This window comes from Croceivirga sp. ABH4_376, assembly GCF_056160685.1.
Genome location: NZ_JBSWXQ010000002.1, coordinates 651,149 through 676,135 on the forward strand (window position 1 = coordinate 651,149; position 24,987 = coordinate 676,135).

General features: G+C 36.4%; 21 protein-coding genes. 18 read left to right on the plus strand and 3 right to left on the minus strand.

Annotation, left to right across the window (positions count from 1 at the left end; genetic code table 11):
* Positions 1–52: 52 nt before the first annotated feature.
* Complete coding sequence (locus tag ACXAGS_RS07175; RefSeq protein ID WP_010518944.1) at positions 53–304, minus strand: type B 50S ribosomal protein L31; 252 nt, start codon at positions 302–304, stop codon at positions 53–55.
* A 162-nt stretch (positions 305–466) separates the two neighbouring features.
* On the opposite strand from ACXAGS_RS07175, the gene ACXAGS_RS07180 reads away from it, so the two are divergent.
* The 8 genes from ACXAGS_RS07180 (at position 467) to ACXAGS_RS07215 (ending at position 7,726) form a co-directional block, all read left to right on the plus strand.
* On the plus strand, positions 467–994 hold the full coding sequence (locus ACXAGS_RS07180) for a DUF4199 domain-containing protein (protein ID WP_474905777.1): 528 nt from the start codon (positions 467–469) through the stop codon (positions 992–994).
* A gap of 40 nt (positions 995–1,034) precedes the next feature.
* On the plus strand, positions 1,035–2,003 hold the full coding sequence (locus ACXAGS_RS07185; RefSeq protein ID WP_474905778.1) for a glycosyltransferase family 2 protein: 969 nt from the start codon (positions 1,035–1,037) through the stop codon (positions 2,001–2,003).
* A gap of 102 nt (positions 2,004–2,105) precedes the next feature.
* Positions 2,106–3,812: a phospho-sugar mutase gene (locus ACXAGS_RS07190; RefSeq protein WP_474905779.1), complete on the plus strand. Its 1,707-nt coding sequence runs from the start codon at positions 2,106–2,108 to the stop codon at positions 3,810–3,812.
* Between the two features lie 3 nt (positions 3,813–3,815).
* Positions 3,816–5,645 (plus strand): ABC transporter ATP-binding protein, encoded by a 1,830-nt coding sequence (locus tag ACXAGS_RS07195; RefSeq protein WP_474905780.1) that lies wholly within the window; start codon positions 3,816–3,818, stop codon positions 5,643–5,645.
* 81 nt (positions 5,646–5,726) lie between these two features.
* Positions 5,727–6,269, plus strand: coding sequence for an RNA polymerase sigma factor (locus tag ACXAGS_RS07200; RefSeq protein WP_474905781.1), 543 nt, complete (start codon positions 5,727–5,729; stop codon positions 6,267–6,269).
* Between the two features lie 38 nt (positions 6,270–6,307).
* The gene (locus ACXAGS_RS07205) at positions 6,308–6,844 is read left to right on the plus strand and encodes a hypothetical protein (protein ID WP_474905782.1); all 537 of its coding nucleotides are present in this window, start codon (positions 6,308–6,310) and stop codon (positions 6,842–6,844) included.
* Positions 6,837–7,265, plus strand: a complete 429-nt coding sequence (locus ACXAGS_RS07210; RefSeq protein WP_474905783.1) for a hypothetical protein — start codon at positions 6,837–6,839, stop codon at positions 7,263–7,265. Before ACXAGS_RS07205 ends, ACXAGS_RS07210 begins: the two co-directional genes overlap by 8 nt.
* Positions 7,266–7,372: 107 nt before the next feature.
* Positions 7,373–7,726: a DUF6515 family protein gene (locus ACXAGS_RS07215; RefSeq protein ID WP_474905784.1), complete on the plus strand. Its 354-nt coding sequence runs from the start codon at positions 7,373–7,375 to the stop codon at positions 7,724–7,726.
* A gap of 81 nt (positions 7,727–7,807) precedes the next feature.
* Here the strand turns inward: ACXAGS_RS07215 and ACXAGS_RS07220 are convergent, their stop codons facing one another.
* Complete coding sequence (locus ACXAGS_RS07220; protein ID WP_474905785.1) at positions 7,808–8,845, minus strand: WD40/YVTN/BNR-like repeat-containing protein; 1,038 nt, start codon at positions 8,843–8,845, stop codon at positions 7,808–7,810.
* Between the two features lie 100 nt (positions 8,846–8,945).
* On the opposite strand from ACXAGS_RS07220, the gene ACXAGS_RS07225 reads away from it, so the two are divergent.
* The 10 genes from ACXAGS_RS07225 to purL all read left to right on the plus strand — a co-directional run bounded on the left by ACXAGS_RS07225 (position 8,946) and on the right by purL (position 22,216).
* Positions 8,946–10,160, plus strand: coding sequence for an RsmB/NOP family class I SAM-dependent RNA methyltransferase (locus tag ACXAGS_RS07225; RefSeq protein WP_474905786.1), 1,215 nt, complete (start codon positions 8,946–8,948; stop codon positions 10,158–10,160).
* A 319-nt stretch (positions 10,161–10,479) separates the two neighbouring features.
* Positions 10,480–10,914: a hypothetical protein gene (locus tag ACXAGS_RS07230; protein WP_474905787.1), complete on the plus strand. Its 435-nt coding sequence runs from the start codon at positions 10,480–10,482 to the stop codon at positions 10,912–10,914.
* 3 nt (positions 10,915–10,917) lie between these two features.
* The gene (gene rpsU, locus ACXAGS_RS07235; protein ID WP_010518932.1) at positions 10,918–11,115 is read left to right on the plus strand and encodes a 30S ribosomal protein S21; all 198 of its coding nucleotides are present in this window, start codon (positions 10,918–10,920) and stop codon (positions 11,113–11,115) included.
* A 48-nt stretch (positions 11,116–11,163) separates the two neighbouring features.
* Positions 11,164–11,970, plus strand: a complete 807-nt coding sequence (gene proC / locus ACXAGS_RS07240) for a pyrroline-5-carboxylate reductase (RefSeq protein WP_080318566.1) — start codon at positions 11,164–11,166, stop codon at positions 11,968–11,970.
* A 3-nt stretch (positions 11,971–11,973) separates the two neighbouring features.
* Positions 11,974–12,744, plus strand: coding sequence for a glutamate 5-kinase (proB, locus tag ACXAGS_RS07245; protein ID WP_474905788.1), 771 nt, complete (start codon positions 11,974–11,976; stop codon positions 12,742–12,744).
* Between the two features lie 10 nt (positions 12,745–12,754).
* Positions 12,755–13,954, plus strand: coding sequence for a glutamate-5-semialdehyde dehydrogenase (locus ACXAGS_RS07250; protein WP_474905789.1), 1,200 nt, complete (start codon positions 12,755–12,757; stop codon positions 13,952–13,954).
* A gap of 232 nt (positions 13,955–14,186) precedes the next feature.
* Positions 14,187–16,115, plus strand: a complete 1,929-nt coding sequence (locus tag ACXAGS_RS07255; protein ID WP_474905790.1) for a PAS domain-containing sensor histidine kinase — start codon at positions 14,187–14,189, stop codon at positions 16,113–16,115.
* The gene (locus tag ACXAGS_RS07260) at positions 16,099–16,485 is read left to right on the plus strand and encodes a response regulator (protein WP_474905791.1); all 387 of its coding nucleotides are present in this window, start codon (positions 16,099–16,101) and stop codon (positions 16,483–16,485) included. The genes ACXAGS_RS07255 and ACXAGS_RS07260 overlap by 17 nt, the downstream gene beginning before the upstream one ends.
* 98 nt (positions 16,486–16,583) lie before the next feature.
* The gene (gene nhaA / locus ACXAGS_RS07265) at positions 16,584–18,353 is read left to right on the plus strand and encodes a Na+/H+ antiporter NhaA (RefSeq protein WP_474905792.1); all 1,770 of its coding nucleotides are present in this window, start codon (positions 16,584–16,586) and stop codon (positions 18,351–18,353) included.
* A gap of 167 nt (positions 18,354–18,520) precedes the next feature.
* Positions 18,521–22,216 (plus strand): phosphoribosylformylglycinamidine synthase, encoded by a 3,696-nt coding sequence (gene purL, locus ACXAGS_RS07270; protein WP_474905793.1) that lies wholly within the window; start codon positions 18,521–18,523, stop codon positions 22,214–22,216.
* A 69-nt stretch (positions 22,217–22,285) separates the two neighbouring features.
* Here purL and ACXAGS_RS07275 read toward each other — a convergent pair whose 3' ends face one another.
* Positions 22,286–24,886 carry a DUF6923 family protein gene (locus ACXAGS_RS07275; RefSeq protein ID WP_474905794.1) on the minus strand — a complete coding sequence of 867 codons (2,601 nt, stop codon included), beginning with the start codon at positions 24,884–24,886 and terminating at the stop codon, positions 22,286–22,288.
* Positions 24,887–24,987 lie beyond the last annotated feature (101 nt).

Genomic DNA, 24,987 nt, shown 5'->3' on the forward strand with positions numbered 1-24,987 from the left:
GCTTCCGTTAAGTTAACGAAAGCGTCTTTACTATATTTTCAACAAAATTGGTTTACTTCTTGAACTTCTTGTATTTGTTCTTGAACTTATCAATTCTACCAGCAGTATCCAATAATTTGGTTTTACCAGTGTAGAAAGGATGAGAAGTTCTTGAGATTTCCAACTTGATCAAAGGATATTCAACACCATCAACTGTAATGGTTTCCTTTGCCTGTGCGGTTGATTTTGTGATAAAAACATCCTCGTTAGACATGTCTTTAAAAGCAACCAATCTATAGTCTTCTGGGTGTATTCCTGTTTTCATTGCTATCTACTTTTACAATCTCAATTTTTCAGGCTGCAAATTTAGATAAATTTTACAGACTTACAATGGTTAATCCTTTTTTTTCAAAAATATATTTTTTTCTTGTAACAATAATCTCAAGATAGCTACCTATATTGCCGTAATCAACTAAATCAATTTAAAATGGAAGAAAACAAACCGAAAACCGGCAGTTTCGCCTTAAAATTTGGAGGAATTTTAGGCTTAATAGGAATTGTATTTGCCGTAATGCTATATCTGGCCGGCATGCAATACGAACAAGGTTGGCAAATATCTGTCATTAACGTTATTATAATGATAGGCGTTATTACCTGGGGGATGTTAGAGTTTAGAAAAGCGAATAATGGCTACTTAAAACTAGGCGAGGCAATGAAAATTGGTATTGGCATCGCCTTAATCGGATTTTTAATCTCTATGGCGTATCAAATGATTTTCATCTACGTAATTGAGCCAGATTTTATGACGAATGTTCTAGAAGTAAGAAAAAATGAAATGATTGCAAAAAATCCTAACATGACCCAAGAGCAAATAGACCAATCTGTAGAGATGATGAAAAAATTCTCTGGCCCAGGAATGATGCTTGCATTTGGTGCCATTGGTAGTATTTTTATAAGTGCCATAATTTCTTTAATTACCGGCTTAATCTTAAAAAGAGATGAGCCTGCTTATTAAAAGCAAAAACACTACTTTTGGGGAATTACAGTAAAAATCAATGCAATTATCTATTGTAATCCCTCTTCTTAATGAAGAAGAATCCATAAAAGAATTATATGATTGGATTGCATCCGTAATGCAATCCAATCGTTTTTTGTACGAAATTATTTTTGTGGATGATGGCAGTACAGACCAATCTTGGAAAACTATTGAAAACCTTTCTAAAAGTAATCCCAATGTAAAGGGTATACGTTTTTTGAGGAATTATGGCAAATCTCAAGCGTTACATGCCGGGTTTAAAATGGCCAATGGAAAAGTGGTTATTACCATGGATGCGGATTTACAAGATAATCCAGAAGAAATACCCGAATTATACCGTTTAATACATGAAGAGGGCTATGATTTAATCAGCGGTTGGAAAAAGAAACGTTATGATTCCGTACTTGCCAAAAACCTTCCCTCTAAATTATTTAATTGGGCAGCAAGAAAAACTTCTAAGGTAAAATTGCACGATTTTAATTGCGGCCTTAAAGCTTATGACCATAACGTAATTAAAACTATTGAAGTATCTGGGGAAATGCACCGATATATTCCTGTTTTGGCCAAAAATGCCGGATTTGACAAGATTGGTGAAAAAGTTGTGCAACATCAAGCCAGAAAATATGGCACCACTAAATTTGGAATGGAACGCTTTATTAACGGATTTTTAGATTTACTCACCATCTGGTTTGTATCCAAATTTGGAAAACAACCCATGCACCTCTTTGGTGCACTAGGTGCGCTAGTCTTTTTAATTGGGTTTGGTTTTTCTGTTTATTTAGGTATAGATAAGCTCTTTCTTAACCCTACTGGCAGATTAATTACAAGCAGACCACAATTTTATATTGCTTTAAGTTGCATGGTAATTGGTACCCAATTATTTCTTGCAGGATTCTTAGGCGAATTGTTTATTAGAACCAAAAAAGCCAACGAAAACTACAAAGTAGCTGAAATTTTAGTACAGAAGACATCAGAAGTAATGGATTAACCTAAACTTTAAGTCTTCTACTAGTAGCTACACTAAATAATTTAATACTTTAGACGTTACATCTAGATATAAGAAAATTCTTAACAAAATATAATTATAGATATGGATTCTATTCTTGAAACCGCCAAATCTTGGTTAACCGATTTTTTTGACCCAGAAATAAAAACTGAAATACAGCGCCTAATAGAAAAGGACCAAAACGAATTACAAGACTCTTTCTATAGAAACCTAGAATTTGGTACCGGAGGTATGCGTGGTATCATGGGGGTTGGCACCAATAGAATTAATAAATATACGCTAGGCAAAAACACACAAGGCCTAAGTAATTATTTAAAACAAGTTTATGGTGAAGAAGAAATTAAGGTGGTGATAGCTTACGACTGTAGACACAATAGTGATACGCTTTCGCAAACGGTAGCAGAAGTACTTTCTGCAAACGGTATTAAAGTATACCGCTTTTCTGAATTACGGACCACACCAGAATTGTCTTTTGCCGTAAAACATCTTAACTGTCATGCCGGTATTGTATTAACAGCGTCCCACAATCCGCCAGAATACAATGGCTATAAAGTTTATTGGACAGATGGTGGCCAAATAGTACCTCCACAGGATAAAGAAATTATAGCAGAAATTAACAAACTAGGTTTTGAAGATATCAATTTCAAAGCGAATCTGGATTTAATTGAAGCTATAGATACTGAGGTAGACCAAGCGTTTTTTAAGGCCTCTGTAGCAAATGGAAATTTTAACGCCCAAGGCAAAGACGATTTTAAAATTGTTTTTACCTCTATCCATGGTACATCTATTACAGCAATTCCAGATGTATTAAAAATGGCGGGTTACAACAATGTAACCATCATTGAAGAACAAGCTAAACCAGATGGTAATTTCCCCACCGTTAAATCGCCCAATCCGGAAGAACCAGAAGCATTGGCCATGGCTATCGCAAAAGCAGAAGAGATTGGAGCCGATATGGTGGTAGGCACAGACCCAGATAGTGACCGTTTAGGCATTGCCGTACGTAATCTAGATGGTAAGTTAGAATTACTTAATGGCAACCAAACCATGGTTTTAATGACTAAATTCTTATTAGACCAGTATAAAGCCAAAGGTTTTAAAGGTAATGAATTTGTAGCCACAACTATTGTTTCTACACCAATGATGGAAAGAATGGCAAAAGAATATGGTGTAGAATGCAAAATTTCCTTAACAGGATTTAAATGGATAGGTAAGATGATAAAAGACTTTCCGAAACAACACTTTATAGGTGGTGGTGAAGAAAGTTTTGGCTATATGGTGGGCGATTTTGTTCGTGATAAAGATGCGGTAACTTCTACCCTATTGGCCTGCGAAATTGCTGCACAAGCAAAAGCAAACGGCAGCTCTTTCTATAAAGATTTAATTGATGCCTATGTACAATTTGGCTTCTATAAAGAAAAACTAATTTCTATCACTAAAAAAGGAATGAGCGGTGCCGAAGAAATTAAGCAAATGCTTAAGGATTTTAAAGATAATCCTGTAGAAACAGTACAAGGTTCTAAATTACTTTGGATAGAAGATTATAACACTTCAATTGCTAAAAATGTACAAACTGGAGAAGAAAAAGCTATAGACATTCCAAAATCCAATGTTTTAATTTACGAAACAGAAGATGGCACGCGTATAGCAGCAAGACCAAGTGGTACTGAACCCAAGGTTAAATTTTACATTAGTACTAACACAACTTTAGCAAGCGCTTCGGAATTTAAATCCGTAAATTCGCAGTTAGATTCCAAATTAGAAGGAATTTTAGCTGAATTGAATTTATAGTGAATGAGCGTACTTGGTAAGATTTTAAGGTTTGCCAAACCTTATAAAACATATGGAGTATTGAATGTTGTTTGTAACATTCTTTACTCCATTTTTAATGTATTATCTATCATCATTTTTATTCCTACCCTAGGAATTCTGTTTGATAAACAAGAGGAAGTTTACCAAAAACCAGTTTATACCGGATTTAGTGATTTAAAATCCTATGGAGAAGACTCCCTAAACTATTTTTTAACCCAAAAGGTTATCGATGATGGTCCCATGGCCGCACTTGCCTTTATCTGTATTGCCAGTATTCTAATCTTTTTCCTTAAAAATTTTTTTAGATACGCAGCCATGTATTTCTTAGCCTTTTTAAGAACCGGAATGGTAAAAGACATACAAGACCTGCTTTATAAAAAAACAGTTAATCTACCTATTTCATTCTTTAGTGAAAAACGAAAAGGAGACCTTTTGGCCCGTATGACTACAGATGTAAAAGAAGTAGAATCATCGGTTATTAATTCTCTAGAAGGCTTGGTAAGAGAACCTATTACCATTGTCATAGTTTTAATCTCTATGTTAATGTTAAGCGCAAAATTGACTTTGTTCGTGTTTTTGTTTTTACCTGTTGCCGGTTTTTTGATTTCTGCCGTTGGTAAAAAATTAAAAGCGAAATCCCAAGCTGCACAAAAGGAAAATGGTATTTTCTTATCCTTCTTGGAAGAAACACTTTCTGGATTAAAAGTGATAAAAGGTTTTAATGCCGAAAAAATATTAGGCGATAAATTCACAGCTTCTACAGCCAGATACAAAGAAATCATGAAATCTGTGCTACACAGACAGGGTATGGCATCACCTTTTAGCGAATTCTTAGGAGTAGCTGTGGTAATTACCGTTTTGTGGTATGGTGGTAGTTTGGTATTTGCAGAGAATAGCACCCTTAAACCACAAGACTTTATGGGGTATATTGGATTGTTCTACACCATTATTAACCCTGTTAAAGCTATTACCACCATTAATTACAATATTAAAAAAGGAAATGCCGCAACAGAACGTATTTATGAAATATTGGATTTGGAAAATCCAATAGCAGACGCTCCAAACGCCTTAGCTATTACCGATTTAAAAGAACAAATTCAGTTTAGAAATATTGGTTTTAAATACCAAGAAGATTACGTCTTGCAAGACTTTAACCTAACGGTTAAAAAAGGACAAACCGTAGCATTGGTTGGCCAATCTGGTAGCGGTAAAAGTACAGTAGCCAATCTCATTACACGTTTTTATGACGTAAATGATGGCGAAATTTTAATAGACGGAAATAACATAAAAAACCTAAGTAAAAAATCGGTTCGTGGGCTAATGGGCTTAGTTACGCAAGACTCCATCTTATTTAATGATAGTGTAAAGGATAACATTGCCCTTGGTAAAGAAAATGCTACCGAAGAAGAAATTATAGCTGCTGCAAAAATTGCCAATGCACATGATTTTATAATGGATTTACCAGACGGATACAACACCAATATAGGAGATAGCGGCAACAAATTAAGTGGTGGTCAAAAACAACGTTTATCCATTGCCCGTGCCGTATTAAAAAATCCACCAATTATGGTGTTAGATGAGGCTACTTCTGCCCTAGATACCGAAAGCGAGCGTTTGGTACAAGATGCCCTAGAAAAAATGATGCAAAACAGAACTTCCTTGGTTATTGCACATAGGCTTTCTACCATCCAAAATGCAGACCTTATTGTGGTTATGCAAAAAGGCAAAATTTTGGAACAAGGCACCCATGAAGAGCTGTTAAACTCCAATAAAGGATACAAAAGATTGGTAGAGATGCAAAATTTGGCTTAGTAACTTATCTTCTAAAAAAATCTACATTTCGTTTTAAACCTTTTTCTAATTTTAGCGTCAAAGGGTAAAACATCAACATTTTTGGTTGCAGAAGAAACATTAGTTGCAGAGCTAAAAAATAAGGAAACCCAAGGGAAAGCCTTTGAGGTATTGGTAAACCAATACAAGGAACGGCTGTATTGGCATATTCGTAGAATCGTCCTAAATCATGATGATGCGGATGATGTGCTCCAGAACACGTTTATAAAAGTGTACCGCAATATTGAGGGTTTTAAAGCCAATAGCAAATTGTATTCATGGATGTATCGTATCGCCACCAATGAGTCGCTTACTTTTCTAGAGAAAAAGTCTAAAAAACTAGGTAAGAGCACAACTGAGATGCAAGAGTATTTGGTTGAGAATTTAGAGGCAGATGTCTATTTTGAGGGTGATGCTATTCAGCTTAAATTACAACAAGCCTTGGCCAATCTACCAGATAAGCAAAAATTGGTTTTTAATATGAAATATTTTCAAGAAATGAAATACGAAGAAATTTCGGAAATTTTGGAAACATCAGTAGGAGCCTTAAAAACATCGTACCATTTGGCCACCAAAAAAATTGAAGCGTTCCTTAAAGCGGATTAAACCAAGAGAATGGATATGGATAAGCGTCTAAGAGTAAAATGAAAAAAGATAGAAATAAATCGCATAAGCTACCCGAAGGCTACTTTGAACAGTTCAACCAACGGTTAATGGATAGGATTGCCGCAGAAGAAGCCGCTGCCAAAAGCACGCTAATTCCAAAAAACGATGGTTTTAGCGTACCAGAAGGATATTTTGAAGCCGTATTGCCAAAGATTACCAAAACTGTTGCTACAAACAATAGCACAAAGGTAATTCAGCTTAAAGGTTTCAAAAGTTGGATGGCCATTGCCGCCTCTATTGCTATTGCTATTGCTATGGTAACATACCTAGGTGTAACTAGGTCTAACACCAACAATGTAGCGTTGGATAGCTTAAGTAATGCAGAAATTTTAGCTTATTTAAATAACCAAACAGATGTTACCACTTATGATCTAGCAGAATTGGTTAATTCAGATAATATAAACACCAATCTATTCTCTGAAACCCAACTGGAAGAAGAATTGATTTTGGACTATTTTGATGAAAATTTAGACGATTTAGATACTATAGATTTTGAATATGAAGACTATGAATAAGATATTATTATTAACAACCTTGGTGCTCTTCTCTTTTACCTATACAAAGGCACAAGGACCAGGCAGGGAAAAGATTAAGGCGCTTAAAGTGGCCATGATTACAGAAAAATTGAACCTAACACCAGCAGAAGCAGAAAAATTTTGGCCGGTTTACAACAAACACGACGAAGCCATGGACGATTTAAGGCATAAGGAACGAAAATACTTTGGCAAACGAAGCGAAGATGTTACCAATATTTCTGAGGCAGATGCAACTAAACTGTTAGCAGAGTTTGATATGGTAAACGAACAACGTTATGAGTTAGGTTCCAATTTTGTAAAAGACTTAAAGAAAATATTACCTAATAAAAAAATTGTGCTTTTGTTTAAGGCAGAAGAAGAATTTAAACGTAAGTTATTACAACGTATGCGGCAACGCTAGTTACTGTTTTCTTGATACTATTAAAAAAGGGGCAATTTGCCCCTTTTTTGATTAAACCTTTTTAAAAACTCGCGGTCTTACTAATACAAATCTTTAAAAAAACCGTTATGAAACATTTTAAAAGTTTAATTTATGTTATTGTTTTTAGCCTTGGTCTTGCTGTAACACAGGCTCAAACCACGGTAGTCAAAAAAACCTACCCTAGAAAAGGTACTGTAGTAACCACAATACATAGACCTAATGTAGTGGTATATAAAAAAACCAATTATTACTTTTCTGATGGGGTTTGGTATACCGCCAAAGGTAAACAATACGTAGTAGCCAATGCACCAATTGGAGTTAGGGTTAGAAGACTACCCAGAACTAGGACCATTGTTAAAAGAAACGGAGTTAAATACTATAAATATAGAGGCGTTTGGTATACCAAAACCGGAAGATATTATACCGTGGTAAACGTATAAGATTGTTTATTTTTTGTTTGATTGATGATGATAAAAGAGCCAATTAATTGGCTCTTTTTTATTTGGTTATCATCTTAAAACTTATTCTTTAAAAACAAGCTTGGCAATTCGGTTTTTACCAGCCGCATATGCAATGGAATCATTTAAAAATCGAATGGTATAAAAACCCTCATCTGATAATTTTTTCCAACTTTGCCCCTTATCCGCACTGTAATGTATTCCGGTAAAGCCCACGCTTACTAATTTATTCCCTTTTCCATGGGGCAAAAACCGCACACAGCTCTGATAGCCCGGAATTGCACCATCCGCTACCAAATTCCATGTTTTACCACCATCCGTAGTTAAAGCTTTATTTGCCCTATTTCCATTAGGTTCCGAAAAATCCCCACCAATGGCAAAACCAATATTTTCATCATAAAAGTCCATACTATACATTCCATGATATGGCGTGCTACCACTTATTGGGGTTTCTTGCGCAACCCAAGTTTTGCCCTTATCCGTAGATTTTAAAAATCGTTTTGTTGTTGCTATCCATGTAGTATCCCCAATTATTTTAATATTGCTATTGCTGGCTGCGTAGGCCCCTTCACCCTCTATTAATGCTGGTACAGCTTCACACGGTAAACGTTTCCAGCTGTTGCCTGCATCTCTCGTTATTAATATGGAAAAACAACCTTTGTTGGTATCGCCAATTGCCAAACCTTCATTGGTATTCCAAAAAGCCATAGCATCGTAAAAAACGGCTTCGCCCTCTTCGGTATAGACCAACTCCATTTTACCCCCATCCCCTGTTTTATATAATAAAGCAGGATTAGCAACAGAAAGCATAAAAAAGTCCTTATTGTTATGGGCTATCGCCCTAAACTCTGGGTTAATACTATCATTGGTAAGTAAATTGGTTCTAATTTTGTTCTGGGGAATAGTGTAAGTCCCATATACACCATTACTACCTGCAAAAGCCAAGGTTTGTTGGTCCAAAAAATCTATTGCCCTTATGCTAACGGAATCTTCATAAATAGTAGAGACAGCTACGCTTTGGGGTTCAAAAACAGTTCTCTTTTCTTGCTTACAAGCCCCTAGAACCAATAGCAAAACAAAAACTAAATAAGGGTATCTCATCACAATGGTTTTGTTCAAAAGTAAACGGAAAGAATGAATTAGCTATGGTTGTTATCACAAAAGAAACTTTAATGATACCTTTGCACTCTTATAATTTAATATGCGTTTACACAGAAATTTGGTTTTTGCGGTTATCGATGCCCTAAACATGATTTTTAATGATGAGGAATATGCCGATAAGGTTATTGAAAAAGTTCTAAAATTCGATAAAAGATGGGGCGCAAGAGATCGTGGTTTTATTGCAGAAACCACTTATGAAATAGTACGCTATAAAAGATTGTATACCCAAATTGCTGAAGTTCACGAGCCATATGCTAGGGAAGACCTATTCCGAATATTTGCAGTATGGGCAGTACTTAGGGGCATTAACCTTCCAGATTGGAAACAGATACAGAACACACCTGAAAGGCGAATAAAGGGTAAATTTGATGAGCTTTCTAAAATTAGGAAAATAAGGGAGTCTTACCCGGATTGGATAGATAGTTTAGGAGAATCCGCTTTGGGAAAAGAATTGTGGGATAAAGAATCTAAAGCCCTAAATGAACAGGCCAATGTTATTTTAAGAACCAATACCTTAAAAATTACAAGAGCTAGTTTGCAAAAACAATTGGCAGAAGAAGGTATTGCAACCAAAGCCCTTAAAGATTATCCTTTTGCTTTAGAACTACCTGAACGTAAAAACGTATTTACCACGGTTGCCTTTAAAGAAGGGCTGTTTGAAGTGCAAGATGCAAGCTCCCAATTAGTGGCGCCCTTTCTAGAAGTTTCACCTGGCCAAAAAGTAGTAGATGCTTGTGCAGGAGCTGGTGGTAAAACGTTGCATTTAGCTACTCTTATGGAAAACAAGGGCCAACTAATTGCTATGGATATTTATGAAAGCAAATTAAAAAAACTTAAGGTGCGTACAAGAAGAAACGGCGTACATAATGTGGATACTAGGGTTATAGAGAATTCTAAAGCAATTAAAAAATTGCATGGCAAAGCAGACCGCCTTCTTTTAGACGCGCCATGTTCTGGTCTAGGGGTTATTAAGCGAAACCCAGACAGCAAATGGAAATTAGAACCAGAGTTTTTAGAGCGTATAAAAGGAGTACAGCAAGATGTTTTGCAACGCTATTCTAAAATGGTAAAACCCGGCGGTAAAATGGTATATGCCACTTGTTCCATCTTACCAGAAGAAAATTATGACCAAGTAGCAGAATTTTTAGCTTCAGAAGCAGGGCAAGAATTTGATTTAGAAAAACAAAAAAATGTGTACGCATCAGCATCTGGTTATGATGGTTTCTACATGGCCTTAATGTACAAAAAGGCTTAATTTACGTTTGTAACACAAAAAACTAAAATCTTAACAAAACCTCAAATTACTGGGATTGACCATATTGTTTGTTACCTTTGCACTCTATGGAGCCAAAATTACACGAACAACGTAATTCCAGAATATTAAGTTTCGGTTACACCGTATTCCGAAATCAATCCGAAAAGTTTATTCCACCAACTTTTTAACACGTCCCTATTAACTTAAGCGGACAAACCGATTATGTCCTTTATCAATATTGATTGATTTAGGACTATGCACTATTGCGCCCATTTTTTAAAGGTCAAAACCTATCTCCATTAACCCATATTCCTTGTGAATGAGAATAAACACCTTTGATGCCTACTCAAGGCTCTCACCTTTACAAATAAACAGATTAGTAAATTTTCTGTTCACCAACCAAGATTGCAATAAGCTAACTAAAAACAGTTTGCGCAAAGCCATACTATATGCGGCTAAGGAAAGACCTGGTTTTGGAGGTTATATTTTTTGTTTGGAAGAGAAAGATACAACGATAGGCGCTTTGGTAATAAATAGAACTGGAATGGAAGGTTATATTCCTGAAAATATGTTGGTTACCATGGTGGTTGCCAAAGATTATAAAAAGCAAGGATGGGAAGACAAACTGCTAGACTATGCCATTAGTTACTGTAAGGGAGATATAGGGGTATACATAAAAGAGCCAAAGACCACGCAAACATTTGAAGAGCATGGCTTTGAACACAACAATTTAGAAATGCGATTAAAACAATAAAAAATGCTAAAAATAGAAGTAAAAGACGGAGAAAAGATAGAGCGTGCTTTAAAACGTTACAAAAGAAAAGTTAGGAATGTAAAATTACATGATCAGCTTAGAAACAATAGATATTTTACAAAACCATCTGTAGAAAGAAGAAAACAGTTGGAAAAAGCGGCCTATAAAGAGCAGTATTTGAACGAATTAGAGAACGATTAATTCTATATAATTTTTAAAAACACGGGTGCAAAAGGCATTCACAAAAACATGAGAGTATTACTTATTGGTGCAGGAAATATGGGACTCACCTATGCAGAAGGAATGGTTAAATCCAAGCTGCTAAAAAAGAAAAACATAATGGTTTTGGACAAGTCCAAAGAGGCTTTGAACCGCGTAGACAAAATGCCAAATTTTGATACGTTTGACCGTTTAGAAGATTGTGTTCCCATTGCAGAAATCATTATGGTGGCCGTAAAGCCATACCATGCTGAAGAACTGTTCCAACGTATAAAACCTTTATTGAATAACGAGCAAATGGTAATTTCCATCATGGCTGGTGTTACCATAGATTACATGAAAGAAGCATTGGGCATACAGAAAATTGTACGTGCCATGCCTAATTTACCTGCCAAGGTAGGTAAAGGGCTTACCAGTTACGTGTCTTCTAAACAAGTTTCTAGGCTAGAGCTGTTTATGGTAGAAGATTTACTAAACACAACTGGTAAATCCATAAGGGTAGAAAACGAGAAATACATAGACGCATCTACCGGGATTTCTGGTAGTGGGCCAGCCTATGTGTTCTACTTTATGCAAAGTATGATGGATGCCGCCCTGCAGATGGGCTTTTCAGAAAACGTATCCAAAGTATTGGTAAGCCAGACGTTTACTGGCGCGGTAGAGTTGTTTAATCAATCTAACCTTACACCAGATACATGGATGCAGCGCGTGGCCTCTAAAGGAGGTACAACCCAAGCCGCCTTAGACTCCATGCAAGATAACAATGTAAACGAATTAATAAAAGATGCCGCTTTTGCCGCTTTTAACCGGGCTGTAGAATTGGGCGAAGAATACTAAATCATGTATAAAAAATTAGTGGTCATAAAGGTTGGTACCAACGTAATGACCAATAAAGACAATAGAATAGTAAGACCTGTTTTAAACAATTTAGTTAGGCAAATTGCCGAACTGTATGAGCGAGATATCATGACCATTTTGGTTTCCTCAGGTTCCGTTATTGCAGGTAAAGAAGTTTTAGGAAAGGCAAAAATTGAAGATACTACCCAACGTAGGCAGGTATATTCTGCTATAGGTCAACCTAGAATGATGCGCCTATACTATAACATTTTTAGGGATTATGGTATGAAATGTGCGCAGGTATTACCAACAAAGCGCGATTTTAACCCCGGTATACACAGAGATAATATGATTAACTGTATAGAAGGGCTATTATCAGAAGGCGTAATACCAATTGCCAATGAGGATGATGCGGTATCCGTTACCATGAGCATGTTTTCAGACAATGACGAATTAGCAACCTTAATTGCCGAACTTATGAACGCAGACCGTTTAATCCTACTAACAGATATTGACGGTTTATATGATGGACATCCGGAAAATGAAGGTTCTAAGGTTATAAGCAACGTAGAACCTGAGGAAAACTTGGACAAATACATAGAAAACCCAGATAAGCAAGAAGGCGAAGGCCGAGGTGGTATGGGGTCCAAATTAGGGTATGCACAATTAGCAGCTAGTAAAGACATTCCTTGCTATATTGTAAACGGAAAAAAAGAGAATATAATAATTGATATTGTAGACGGTAAGACCGTAGGAACCAAGGTTTCACAATAAAAACAGAAGAATGAAATTATTAAAAACAGCGGTAAAAAATGCTGTATTGGAAAGTATGGAGCGTATACTCCATGAACATAAAGACGAATTACTTTTGGCCAATCAAAAAGATTTGGCTGCCTTTAATAAAGATGATCAAGCCCTCTATGACCGTTTGGTAGTAGATGATAAGAAAGTGGGGCAAATGATACAGGCCGTTAAGGAGGTGCGTTTACAAGAAGATCCCGTAAACAAAGAAATTTCCAAAAAACATTTAGAAAACGGTTTGGAAATTACCAATAAAACAGCTCCTTTTGGTACGATTATGATTATCTATGAATCAAGACCAGATGTTACCGTAGAAGCTGCCGTGTTGGCCTTTAAAGCCAACAACAAAATACTTTTAAAAGGTGGTAAGGAGGCGTATTACAGTAATAAAGCCCTAGTGAAATTTTGGCATATGGCCTTGGATGAACATAAGCTGGAAACAGACTATATTCAATTCTTGGAAATGGATAGAACCCAAACCCAAGCATTTCTAAAAAATCCAGACCAGCCCTTAGATTTAATTGTACCCAGAGGTGGAGAACGCTTAATCGCCTTTGTTAAGGAACACGCCAAATGTGCAGTTTTGGTAAGTGGTAGAGGTAACAACTTTTTATACGTACATCCAGAAGCAGATTGGCAGATGACCAAAAAAGTTATCATAAATGCCAAAACACATAAAATATCTGCTTGTAATGCCCTAGATAAGATTCTTTTAGATGTTAACCTTCCCGATTATGAAGGTAAGGTCCAAGAGTTGGCAAACCTACTTAAAGAACATCAAGTAAGTTTGGTAGTAGATGAAAACGTATCAAAATTACTTCCTGAAGAAGAAAAAATTAAGGAAGATAGCATATGGCAAGAAGAATTTTTGTCCATGAAATGTGTTATTGGTGCAGTAGAAAATAAAGTAGAAGCCATAGTTTTAATCAATGATAACAGTGGTGGACATTCTGCTGCAATTATGACCAGTAACAACATTGTTGCCCAAGAATTTATGGACGGTGTAGATTGTGCTGCTGTTTATCAAAATGCATCTACAAGATTTACAGATGGTGGCCAAATGGGAGTTGGTGCAGAGCTTGCAATAAGTACAGATAAATTACACCATAGGGGACCACTGGGCTTAAAACAGTTAGTTACCAATAAATACTATATTTTGGGTAACGGACAAATTAGAAATTAATTCACACTATTCTTTTTGAAAAAAAAAACCTGGTTTAACCCAGGTTTTTTTATACCTATATACTAAAAAGTAAGATTTTTCGTATTTATATATAGATTTTTTCTTTAACAATTCTTTTTATATGTATCTTTGTATTTCCCAATATAGACTCCTCTTAAACCATAGAAACAATTCCAATGGTGCCATATATCCGTTAATTGGTGTATAGGTAATAAACCAAAAAGAATAAAATATGGATTTTAATCAGCTTGGCATTTTTTTAATACAGACCATATTGGTGGCTGGTTTGGTACTGTCTCTTTTTAGGCTCAGAAAGGCAATGGGCCTTGGTATGGTTTATATTTGCTTAGGACTGTTCCAATTTATTCAAGTATTTCTGCCCACCAACTTTTACATGAAGATTACAGAGGTTTTGGCGGTATCCTTTTCTTCTGTGGTATTCACTACCGTATTATTTACCATGCTATTGGTCTATATAAAAGAAGATGCCAATGAAACCAAAAAGGTTATTTACGCCTTGTTATTAGCTAATTTGGTAATTGCCCTTACACTTTTGATATTAAACTTCAATTTGGATTCACAAAACTACACCAATCCGTATGGTATTAGTATGATTGAGTCTCCCTTAAAATTTAAAATTCTGCTGTTGGGCACCTTAGTATTACTGGCAGATATGATTTTCTCCATTTTTTTATATGAGTTCATATCTAAGTATGTCAACAAGCTTTACTTTAGAATATTCTTAACCATGGCACTTGTGCTAACTTTTGATTCCATTATATTTAACTTAATTACCTTCTGGAATAGAGATAACTTATCAGAATTAATTGGTACATCTATAATTGCCAAATTATTTACAGCTACATTTTTATCAGCTTTATACACTGTCTATCTTGCTTATTTTGAAAAAGATAATAAAGCGGAAGAATTATTGAAGGTCCAAGATATTTTTCAAAAATTATCTTACAAACAAAAATTTGAATTGGCTTCTAAAAATATAATAGCAACCTCAGCAGAATTACAAATTAAAGAGAACCGCTATAAAATGCTCACAGACACTGTTCCGGTTGGTGTTTTCCATACTACTCCTAACGGTAAAACCATATATGTAAACCCAAAATGGTGCGAAACTACGGGCATAACATTTGAAGAAGCTATCAATGACGGATGGATAGACCACATACACCCAGAAGATTTAGAAATGGTAACCCATTGTTGGCAAAAAGCTGTTTTAAATAAAGAAAGTTCAACTGCAGAATACCGGTATGTACGCAAAGACGGTTCTGTGCGTTGGGTACTTGGCTATGCCGTACCAGAGCTAGATAAAGACCGTAATATTATTGGTTTTATTGGAACCACCACAGATATCACGGAACTTAAAAAATACCAAGACCAACTTATTAACCTTAAAAACAAAGCCGAAGAAGCTAATCGGTTAAAATCGGCCTTTTTAGCTAATGTAAGTCATGAAATTCGTACACCCATGAATGGAATTTTGGGTTTTACTAATTTGTTAAAAAACCAACAACTAACTAGTGGTGATCGGTTAGAGTATTTAGATATCATAGAAGATAGTGGCCGACGCATGTTAAACATCATGAACGATATTATTGACATTTCTAGGATAGAAGCGGGTAGCATAGAATTACATGAAGAAACTTTTGACCTATTAAAACTAATTAATTACAAACTAGACTTTTTTACACCAATAGCACAAAAGAAAAATCTTAAATTAATTTACGAAAAACAGAAAATAGAGAATCCAATTTTAATACATACGGATAAAGATAAAGTATGTTCTATTCTAAGTAATTTTATTACAAATGCCATAAAATATACGGATATAGGTTCCGTTAAACTTGGTTATGAATTACAAAAAGATAGCGTTCAATTATATGTAAAGGATACAGGAATTGGTATAGCTCCAGAAAAACATCAAGTTATTTTTGAACGATTTATGCAAGCAGATATTGAAGATAGAATGGCACGGGAAGGAGCCGGTCTAGGATTGGCCATTTCCAAGTCTTATGCAAAATTGGTTAATGGAGAAATAACCATGGAAAGTAAACCAGGTGTAGGTTCTAGTTTTTACCTTACTTTACCCTATAACCCAAAACTAACATTACAAAACGAGTCCGTAGAACATGAATCAAAATCCTGAAAACAAAAAAGATATAACCGTTCTAATTGCAGAAGACGACAAGATATCTAGCTATTTAATTGAGAAAATTTTAAAACCATACGGTTGTAAAATTTTACATGCAAAAGACGGGGAAGAAGTAGTTGCTTTGTGTAAAGAAAATAAGGAAATAGATCTTATTTTTATGGATGTTAAAATGCCAATAATTGATGGTTTTGAAGCTACCAGACAAATAAGAACTTTTAACCAAGACGTTATTATCATTGCCCAAACTGCTTTTACTATGTTAGGAGACAAAGAAAAATCTGCTGCGGTTGGTTGTAATGAACATATTTCCAAACCTATAGAACAAGAAAAAGTTACGCGCATTTTAGATAAATATTTTGCCTAAACACCGGATAATCGCTTAAAAACTTAAATGAATTAGATTTCCTATTCATTGGATTAATCTTTTGATTGTTAAGTATTTATTTTTACCACTAAAACATAATGCTTAAAAGTGGTGGTTTAGAAGTTGTAGTGTTTCGCAGTTTGGAAAGTACAATTTCCTCAAAAGCATCAAAGACTTTAAAAAACACACTAGAAAACTACGGCAATCCTATTTCCTTACAGTATAAGTATGTTATTTCTGATGGTTCTTCGGAATACCAACTTCTTGCCGTAAAAGCCATCCATGCTGCCAAAAATCAAAACAAAGAACAAGAATATTTTAGACTTGTTGCGGAAAGTAACGGTTATACCAAAGAGCAGCTCTTGGTATTGGCCCAAAGCCTAAAATTGAACATGCCTAAGTTTAAGGAAGACTTAGAACACAAAGAAATAGCGGATAAAATAGAAGCAGATAAAAAAGCTGCAGAATCTTCTGGATTATCGTTTTATCCAGGCATTACCATTAACGGTATAGCCTATAAAGGTGCTTGGGATAAAAAATCAATCTTAGCAGCATTAGAAAAAAATGGGGCCACACAAATAAGAGTGGCTATGCAAGGATTGTTTCAATGGGGAGCATCTGCAGCAATTGCTTTGGTTTTGGCTACTCTAGCCGCACTACTTTTGGTAAACCTTGGCTATCATGAATCTTATGAAAATTGGAAACTATTCCCGTTGGGCTTTACCTATGGCGCAATGGATTTTACCCTTCCTGTAGAAGTTTGGATAAACGATTTTTTAATGGCCATTTTCTTTCTTCTTATCGGTCTAGAGATAAAAGAAGAAATACTAGAAGGAGAACTATCTAACAGAAAAAAAGCTGCAATGCCGGTAATTGCAGCCATAGGCGGTATGTTGGTTCCCGCTTTGTTGTACATTATCTTTAATCTAGGAACAGACACCGCACATGGGTGGGGAGTTCCCATGGCTACAGATATTGCATTTACTCTAGGTCTAATGGCCATTTTAGGTTCTAGAGTACCGGTTTCGCTAAAAGTTTTTGTTTCTGCCCTTGCTATTGCAGACGATTTAGGGGCCATATTAATTATTGCTCTATTCTATGGCCACGGATTTCATTTAAACTATTTCCTTTTTGCAATGGCAACCCTACTTTTAATGTACTTCTTTAACCGTAAAAAAGTATATAGCGTAAACGTTTACTTATTCTTAGGGCTTTTATTATGGTTTTTTATCTATAAAAGTGGTTTGCATGCAACACTTGCCGGCGTGCTTACGGCTTTCTTAATACCAGTTCAAGGCAAAGCCAGCTTATCGCTTATTGCCAAACAAATAGCGGTAATCTTTCAAAAGGAAATTGGGGATATCAAAAACCCAGAAACAGATAAAAGTAAAATTAATCCTAATTCACTTTTAACCTTAAAACGGGCCATAGAGCGCTTAAGAGAACCCAGTGAATACCTGATGCACAATCTAGAAAGATTTGTAAATTTTATTGTTTTACCCCTATTTGCCTTTTTTAATACCGGAATTTTATTGACCGGTTCTACTTATAACATTACCAATTCTCTGAGTTTGGGTATTATTGCCGGACTAGTAATAGGTAAACCATTAGGAATACTAGGTTTTACATGGCTAGCAGCTAAATTAAAAATTGCCAAATTAAGTAATGCAATCCAATTTAGGGAACTACTTGGCGGGGCATGTTTGGCAGGTATTGGTTTTACCATGTCTATTGTAGTGGGTTCTAGCGCTTTTGAAGGAGAAGCCTTAACCACTGCCAAAATCAGTATTTTGTTGGCCTCTACCCTATCTGCGATTTTAGGATTGGTCATTTTATACCAGACTACCAAAACAAAAGGCTCCGATTAAAACTATTAACACCAATGGTTAAAAAGTAGAAAAGGAAGTATGGTTATAGAACCACCAAAATTGTAAATTTGCATTTTCCAATTCCTAATGCATAAGCACAAAACTTAAGTACTTTTAGGTCATGGAAGCCCAAAACAATAGGCATTATTATTTTGAAAAAGCAAGATATGATTCATTTCTTTGGCAAGGTAGACCAAAAGGTCTTTGCCGTACAGACCAATCAAGAAATTACAGCAGAAAATCAACAAAAATTAGAGTGGTTATTTGGTAACCAACCTAAGATAAACGCGGCGTCTTTAGACGCCTTTTTTGTTGGCCCTAGGGCAGCTATGATAACCCCTTGGAGTACAAATGCCACCGAAATAACCCAAAACATGGGTATTGATGGCGTAGTACGAATAGAAGAATTTTTACCAGTGGAAGAATCCCATTCGGATTATGACCCAATGCTTTTTCAAAAATACCAAGGATTAAATCAAAAAATTTTTAAGGTTGATGTTACTCCTGAACCCATTCTTGATATTGAGGATATCAAAACATACAATGAAAAAGAAGGGTTGGCATTAAGCACCGAAGAAGTTACTTACTTAGAAGAACTAAGTGCCAAATTGGGTAGAAAGCTAACAGATTCTGAAGTATTTGGTTTTAGCCAAGTAAACTCAGAACACTGTAGACACAAAATATTTAACGGTACGTTTGTTATAGATGGTAAAGAGATGCCATCCTCTCTTTTTAAACTGATTAGGAAAACATCTGAGACCCATCCAAACGATATTGTATCGGCATACAAAGACAACGTTGCTTTTATAAAAGGCCCAAAGGCGGTGCAATTTGCACCTAATACTGCCGATAAACCAGATTTTTATCAAGAAAAAACGTTTGAATCCGTACTTTCTTTAAAAGCAGAAACACACAATTTTCCTACTACCGTAGAACCTTTTAATGGGGCGGCTACTGGTTCCGGAGGTGAAATTAGAGACCGTTTAGCTGGTGGTAAAGGCTCTTTACCGCTTGCTGGAACAGCTGTTTACATGACCTCTTATTCGCGTTTAGAAGAAAATAGACCTTGGGAAAAAGGCTTTCCTGAACGCAAATGGCTTTACCAAACCCCTATGGATATCTTAATAAAGGCATCTAATGGAGCATCTGATTTTGGTAATAAATTTGGACAGCCTTTGATAGCAGGTTCCGTGCTAACCTTTGAACACCAAGAAGAAGCCAAAAACCTTGGTTTTGACAAGGTAATTATGTTAGCTGGCGGTATTGGCTATGGCAAGGTAGAACAAGCCTTAAAAGACACACCTGTAAAAGGCGACAAAGTAGTTATTCTGGGTGGCGACAATTACAGAATTGGAATGGGAGGTGCTGCCGTATCTAGTGCAGATACTGGTGAGTTTGAGTCGGCAATTGAACTTAATGCGGTTCAACGTTCTAATCCAGAAATGCAAAAACGAGCTGCAAACGCCATTCGTGGAATGGTAGAAAGTGATGAAAACCCTATTGTTTCCATTCATGACCACGGTGCAGGTGGGCATTTAAATTGCTTGTCAGAGTTGGTAGAAGAAACCGGCGGACATATAGATACCGATAAGCTACCGGTTGGTGACCCAACCCTATCTGCCAAAGAATTAATTGGTAATGAAAGCCAAGAACGAATGGGCTTGGTTATTGGTGAAAAGGATATAGACCACCTAAAACGTATTGCAGACCGTGAGCGTTCTCCAATGTACGAGGTTGGGTCCGTTACAGGAGAACACCAATTTACTTTTGCCTCTAGTACTACCGGAGAAAAACCTATGGATTTGGCATTGTCAGATATGTTTGGTAGTTCGCCTAAAACCATAATGGAAGATAAAACCGTTCACTTCAATTATGCGGACAAACCTTATAGTTTAGAGCATTTTCATGACTATTTAGAAAACGTGTTGCAACTAGAAGCCGTTGCCTGTAAAGATTGGTTAACAAACAAAGTAGACCGTTGTGTAGGTGGCAGGGTGGCCAAGCAACAATGTGCCGGCCCATTGCAATTGCCCTTGAACAATTGCGGGGTTATGGCCCTGGATTTTAAAAGTAAGGAAGGTATTGCCACCAGTGTGGGCCACTCTCCTATTTCTGGTTTAATAGATCCTGTAGCTGGTAGTAGAAACAGTATTGCAGAGGCATTGACCAATATTATTTGGGCACCATTAAAAGATAATCTTACTACTGTTTCCTTATCCGCCAACTGGATGTGGCCTTGTAGAAATGAAGGCGAAGATGCCAGATTGTATGAGGCGGTACAAGCGGTTAGCGATTTTGCAATAGCGCTTGGCATTAACATTCCAACCGGAAAGGATAGCCTGTCTATGAAACAGAAATATTCAGATATGGAGGTTATATCTCCTGGTACCGTAATTATTTCTGCGGCAGGTAATTGTTCAGACATCAATAAGGTCGTAGAACCTGTACTGCAACGTAACGGAGGAAACATTTACTACGTAAACCTATCTAAAGACAACTTTAAATTAGGTGGTAGTTCTTTTAACCAAACGTTAAACGCGGTTGGCAACCAAGCTCCTAGTATTACCGATGCGGCATATTTTAAAAATGCATTTAATACCATTCAGGAACTTATTAAAGCTGGTAAAATTAATGCTGGGCATGATGTAGGTTCGGGAGGGTTAATCACCACCTTATTAGAACTTTGCTTTGCTGATAACAATTTGGGGGCCAATTTAGACTTAAATGGTTTGGGTGAGGCAGATACGATTAAATTATTGTTTGCTGAAAACATTGCAATCGTAATTCAGGCACATGAAGAAATTGAAGCGGAACTAAGCCAAGCTAACCTGGAATTTCATAAGCTAGGTACCGTAATAGAGGAAGATATTTTAAAAATAAAAAACAACGGTGTAGAAATTGGCTTGCCAATTAGTTCTTTAAGAGACACCTGGTTTAAGACATCCTATCTTTTAGATAACAAACAGACCGCAAACAATTTGGCCAAGGCCCGTTTTGAAAATTACAAACAACAACCGTTGCTTTACAGGTTTACGGATCAGGCGGAAAAAGCTACAACGGCTATACCCGAAGAATTAATCTTTAAAATGGCCCAAAGCACGGAAGGAAGACCTAAAGCCGCTATTTTGAGGGAAAAAGGGAGTAATTCTGAACGAGAAATGGCCAACGCCATGTATTTAGCTGGTTTTGATGTTAAGGATGTTCATATGACCGATTTGATTAGCGGTAGAGAAACATTGGAGGACATTCAATTTTTAGGTGCCGTTGGTGGTTTCTCTAATTCCGATGTATTGGGAAGCGCCAAAGGTTGGGCTGGAGCAATTAAATACAATGAAAAAGCCAATAAGGCCGTAAAAAAATTCTTTAATAGACCAGACACGTTATCAGTTGGTATTTGTAATGGATGCCAATTATTTATGGAATTGGATTTGATAAATCCTGACCATGCCGAAAGACACGGAAAAATGGTGTACAATGAGAGTCATAAACACGAAAGTAATTTTACCTCTGTTCAAATACAGAAAAACAATTCGGTTATGCTTTCTAATTTGGAAGGCGCAACGCTAGGTGTTTGGATATCTCATGGCGAGGGTAAATTTAACTTACCGTTATCTGAGGACGAATATCAAATTGTTGCAAAATATGGTTATGCGCAATATCCTGCCAACCCAAATGGCAGTGATTACAATACTGCTATGCTATGTGACCCCACTGGTAGGCATTTGGTAACAATGCCGCACATAGAACGTAGCATTTTTCCTTGGAACTGGGCATATTACCCTGCAGCGCGTAAAGATTTGGTTTCTCCATGGATACAGGCTTTTATTAATGCAAAAAATTGGATTGAAGAATACAATTCTTAAACCAATTTACCCACATATAATAAAAAAGCCGCTCAAGTATTGAGCGGCTTTTTTTCCTTCTTCATAAATCTACTTCACTAATATTCTTCCACTCCAAATTCGTTTACTGCTACTTTCTAATCTGTAGAAATACAATCCGGAATCCAATCCTTTACGGCTAATTTTAATAGTATTCTGTCCCTTTTTAACAATACCGTTGTTGGTATGGGAACCAATTACTCTACCACTAATATCAAACAATTCCAAAGTATACTCACCCGCTACTTCATCATAAAAGTATAATGTTGTTTCAGTAGTAACCGGGTTTGGACTTACTATAGAACGGTTTAAATCTTCGTCTACAAAAGCAGCTGGTTTATCTTCATTTGTAAACTCTACGGCACTTAATTGTAATTGCTTTTCTTCCGTTTCACCACTGGCAGACTTCATATTAAACTGAATAACTTTTAAGTTGGAAAAGTCTGTTCCACTACCACTCTCATTAGTAAACAAACTGTTTTCTAAATAAAAGATTTCTTTTTCAGCAGACAAGGCTACTTGGTGCGAATAGGTTTCGCCATTCCCTTTTATCAACTGAATTTCCAAGGTTCCATTACCGGCAGCGTTAAAAACCAAGTTATCGTAATTAGATAAATCCACGGGAGCAAATCTTGGGCTCAAGGCTCTATAAACACCAACGTAAGTATCTGTTGCCGCAACTAGGTTTACGTCACGTTCAACAGGATATCCTTGTCCAAAGTAGGCTTCTTCACTTGCCATAACCTCATAGCTGTTAACCTGTGTACCATCCTGGCTATCATCTAGACCCCATGGCGCATCTGCTACGAATAAATCATCTGGGGTATCGCCATTATCATTGGAAATTCTAAAACCAAAATCGAAAATATTTCCAGTTTCCACGGCAACGGTATCAATATACCCATCTAATGGGGACTGCAAACCAACCATTTCTGCTTGGCTTGTTTCACTTCTTTTAATACCACCCTCTAAGCGGATATATTCTGTACGATTGTTATTGACTACGTTCATGTGAACCGCACCACGCTCGTATCTGGCAGATTTAACAAATACCGGTGGTGGTGCAGATGTTGTATAGTCTGCAATTTGTGCGTTACTTTCTAGTAAATTCAATATTTCATCTGCCAATTTTAATAAGTCATCAACAGAATTTGACCAAATCTGAAAGTTATAAAACGCTGTATTTGGTGCATACGCATCTATATTCCAGTGAGATTCTACTACAAACTGGTTTTGTTCGTTTAAACGCGCAGAAAAACTCAGTGCAAATTCCGTAGCACCATCTGCTTGTTTAATAATAGATTTTATAAAATTATGCTCTCTTAACTGTAAAGTAGAAACAGATAGTAATTGTGCACCCAAGAAACGGTCACAGATAAATTTACTATGCTCATAGACCTGCTCTTCTGTTTTTATTATCATAAGTGCACTCATAGTCTCAGAGCCATTTAGATAATCTACCGCATAAATATCACTAGCATTGGTTAAATCCAGTAAATCTTCCGGGGCAGATTCTACCGTACTACTCTCCCCTATTATTCCTAATGGCACTAAGGCATTAAGTTCTATGGCATTAGGAGCAAACATACCTTTACGTAGGTAGTTTTTGTTCTTTTTTACTTTTTTGGCAACAGATGCATCAAACTTATAATTGGTTTTGGCCCTCTGATAATTTCGCTTACTGATAAGATTGGCCAAACGATCATTACTCTCCAGACCGCCATCGTTACCACTAGAAGCCAATTGAATTACAGGACAAGCGGCAACACCAGAACAAGATGGGTCATCACAATCTGTTAGTCCATCGCCATCATCATCCAATCCGTTTAAGCAATCTTCTTGGGGTACCGGAGCAGACGGACATCTTGCACCATCATTACTTGCAGATGCTGGACCAAATGCAAACACGTTAGAATCCATTATTCCATTTACAATATCTTGTACCCTACGTACAATGTAAACCGTACCTGTTTGGTTAGCAGACACATAGAAATTTCCGTCCACATCAAAGTAAACAGCTCCATATGTATAGTTATTACCTGCCAAGATGGGTACTACCCCAAGATTTTCTACGTTACCGGTCTCTACATCTATACGGTACAGATTATTTGTTTTCTTTTCTACGGAATACAACATATTATCGGCGGCATTAAAAGCCCAGTCATGTATATTAATACTTTGGCTTAAAGAAGAACTACCCACATATTGCAGGTAATTTGGAGAATCCGGATTTAAATCTACATGATGATAGGTAGAACCGCCTGCCCTGAAATAGTACTGACCAAACAAGTCAATATCACCAACATAATTATTGTTAGTAACCGGTATTTCAGGAATCGTATACAAATCGGTCTCAAAGTTTTCACCAATTCTTACAATTGTTTTTGGGTTACCAGATACATAGCCCCAGATAAAACCATCTGCGGAATTATATGCGGCCCCATTTATGGAGTTTTCAATAACGTTTTCTTTGACTAAGTAACTACTCCCCGAGGCTAAATCTATTGCATAGATATCATTATACTGGAACAAATAGGCATTGTAAGAACAGTTAAATGGCTCTGATTGCGCATGTAGTTTTACCAATCCAACTTGTAGAAAGGTTACAAAAAATAAGCTTAAAAAAGTAGTTAATGTGTAAAAGTGTTTCATAATCATCTTTTTGGGACGGTACGAATTTACTTTTATTTTGAAGGTAATTTCTTACTTTGTTGTGAAATAAAAGATTTTGTAGGTGAACACAAACTATCTAT

Bases quoted from the DNA above. Each gene is read 5' to 3' on its own strand.
- ACXAGS_RS07175 (WP_010518944.1), bottom strand. From the start codon at position 304: ATGAAAACAGGAATACACCCAGAAGACTATAGATTGGTTGCTTTTAAA.
- ACXAGS_RS07180 (WP_474905777.1), top strand. From the start codon at position 467: ATGGAAGAAAACAAACCGAAAACCGGCAGTTTCGCCTTAAAATTTGGA.
- ACXAGS_RS07185 (WP_474905778.1), top strand. From the start codon at position 1,035: ATGCAATTATCTATTGTAATCCCTCTTCTTAATGAAGAAGAATCCATA.
- ACXAGS_RS07190 (WP_474905779.1), top strand. From the start codon at position 2,106: ATGGATTCTATTCTTGAAACCGCCAAATCTTGGTTAACCGATTTTTTT.
- ACXAGS_RS07195 (WP_474905780.1), top strand. From the start codon at position 3,816: ATGAGCGTACTTGGTAAGATTTTAAGGTTTGCCAAACCTTATAAAACA.
- ACXAGS_RS07205 (WP_474905782.1), top strand. From the start codon at position 6,308: ATGAAAAAAGATAGAAATAAATCGCATAAGCTACCCGAAGGCTACTTT.
- ACXAGS_RS07210 (WP_474905783.1), top strand. From the start codon at position 6,837: ATGAATAAGATATTATTATTAACAACCTTGGTGCTCTTCTCTTTTACC.
- ACXAGS_RS07215 (WP_474905784.1), top strand. From the start codon at position 7,373: ATGAAACATTTTAAAAGTTTAATTTATGTTATTGTTTTTAGCCTTGGT.
- ACXAGS_RS07220 (WP_474905785.1), bottom strand. From the start codon at position 8,845: ATGAGATACCCTTATTTAGTTTTTGTTTTGCTATTGGTTCTAGGGGCT.
- ACXAGS_RS07225 (WP_474905786.1), top strand. From the start codon at position 8,946: ATGCGTTTACACAGAAATTTGGTTTTTGCGGTTATCGATGCCCTAAAC.
- ACXAGS_RS07230 (WP_474905787.1), top strand. From the start codon at position 10,480: ATGAGAATAAACACCTTTGATGCCTACTCAAGGCTCTCACCTTTACAA.
- rpsU (WP_010518932.1), top strand. From the start codon at position 10,918: ATGCTAAAAATAGAAGTAAAAGACGGAGAAAAGATAGAGCGTGCTTTA.
- proC (WP_080318566.1), top strand. From the start codon at position 11,164: ATGAGAGTATTACTTATTGGTGCAGGAAATATGGGACTCACCTATGCA.
- proB (WP_474905788.1), top strand. From the start codon at position 11,974: ATGTATAAAAAATTAGTGGTCATAAAGGTTGGTACCAACGTAATGACC.
- ACXAGS_RS07250 (WP_474905789.1), top strand. From the start codon at position 12,755: ATGAAATTATTAAAAACAGCGGTAAAAAATGCTGTATTGGAAAGTATG.
- ACXAGS_RS07255 (WP_474905790.1), top strand. From the start codon at position 14,187: ATGGATTTTAATCAGCTTGGCATTTTTTTAATACAGACCATATTGGTG.
- ACXAGS_RS07260 (WP_474905791.1), top strand. From the start codon at position 16,099: ATGAATCAAAATCCTGAAAACAAAAAAGATATAACCGTTCTAATTGCA.
- nhaA (WP_474905792.1), top strand. From the start codon at position 16,584: ATGCTTAAAAGTGGTGGTTTAGAAGTTGTAGTGTTTCGCAGTTTGGAA.
- purL (WP_474905793.1), top strand. From the start codon at position 18,521: ATGATTCATTTCTTTGGCAAGGTAGACCAAAAGGTCTTTGCCGTACAG.
- ACXAGS_RS07275 (WP_474905794.1), bottom strand. From the start codon at position 24,886: ATGAAACACTTTTACACATTAACTACTTTTTTAAGCTTATTTTTTGTA.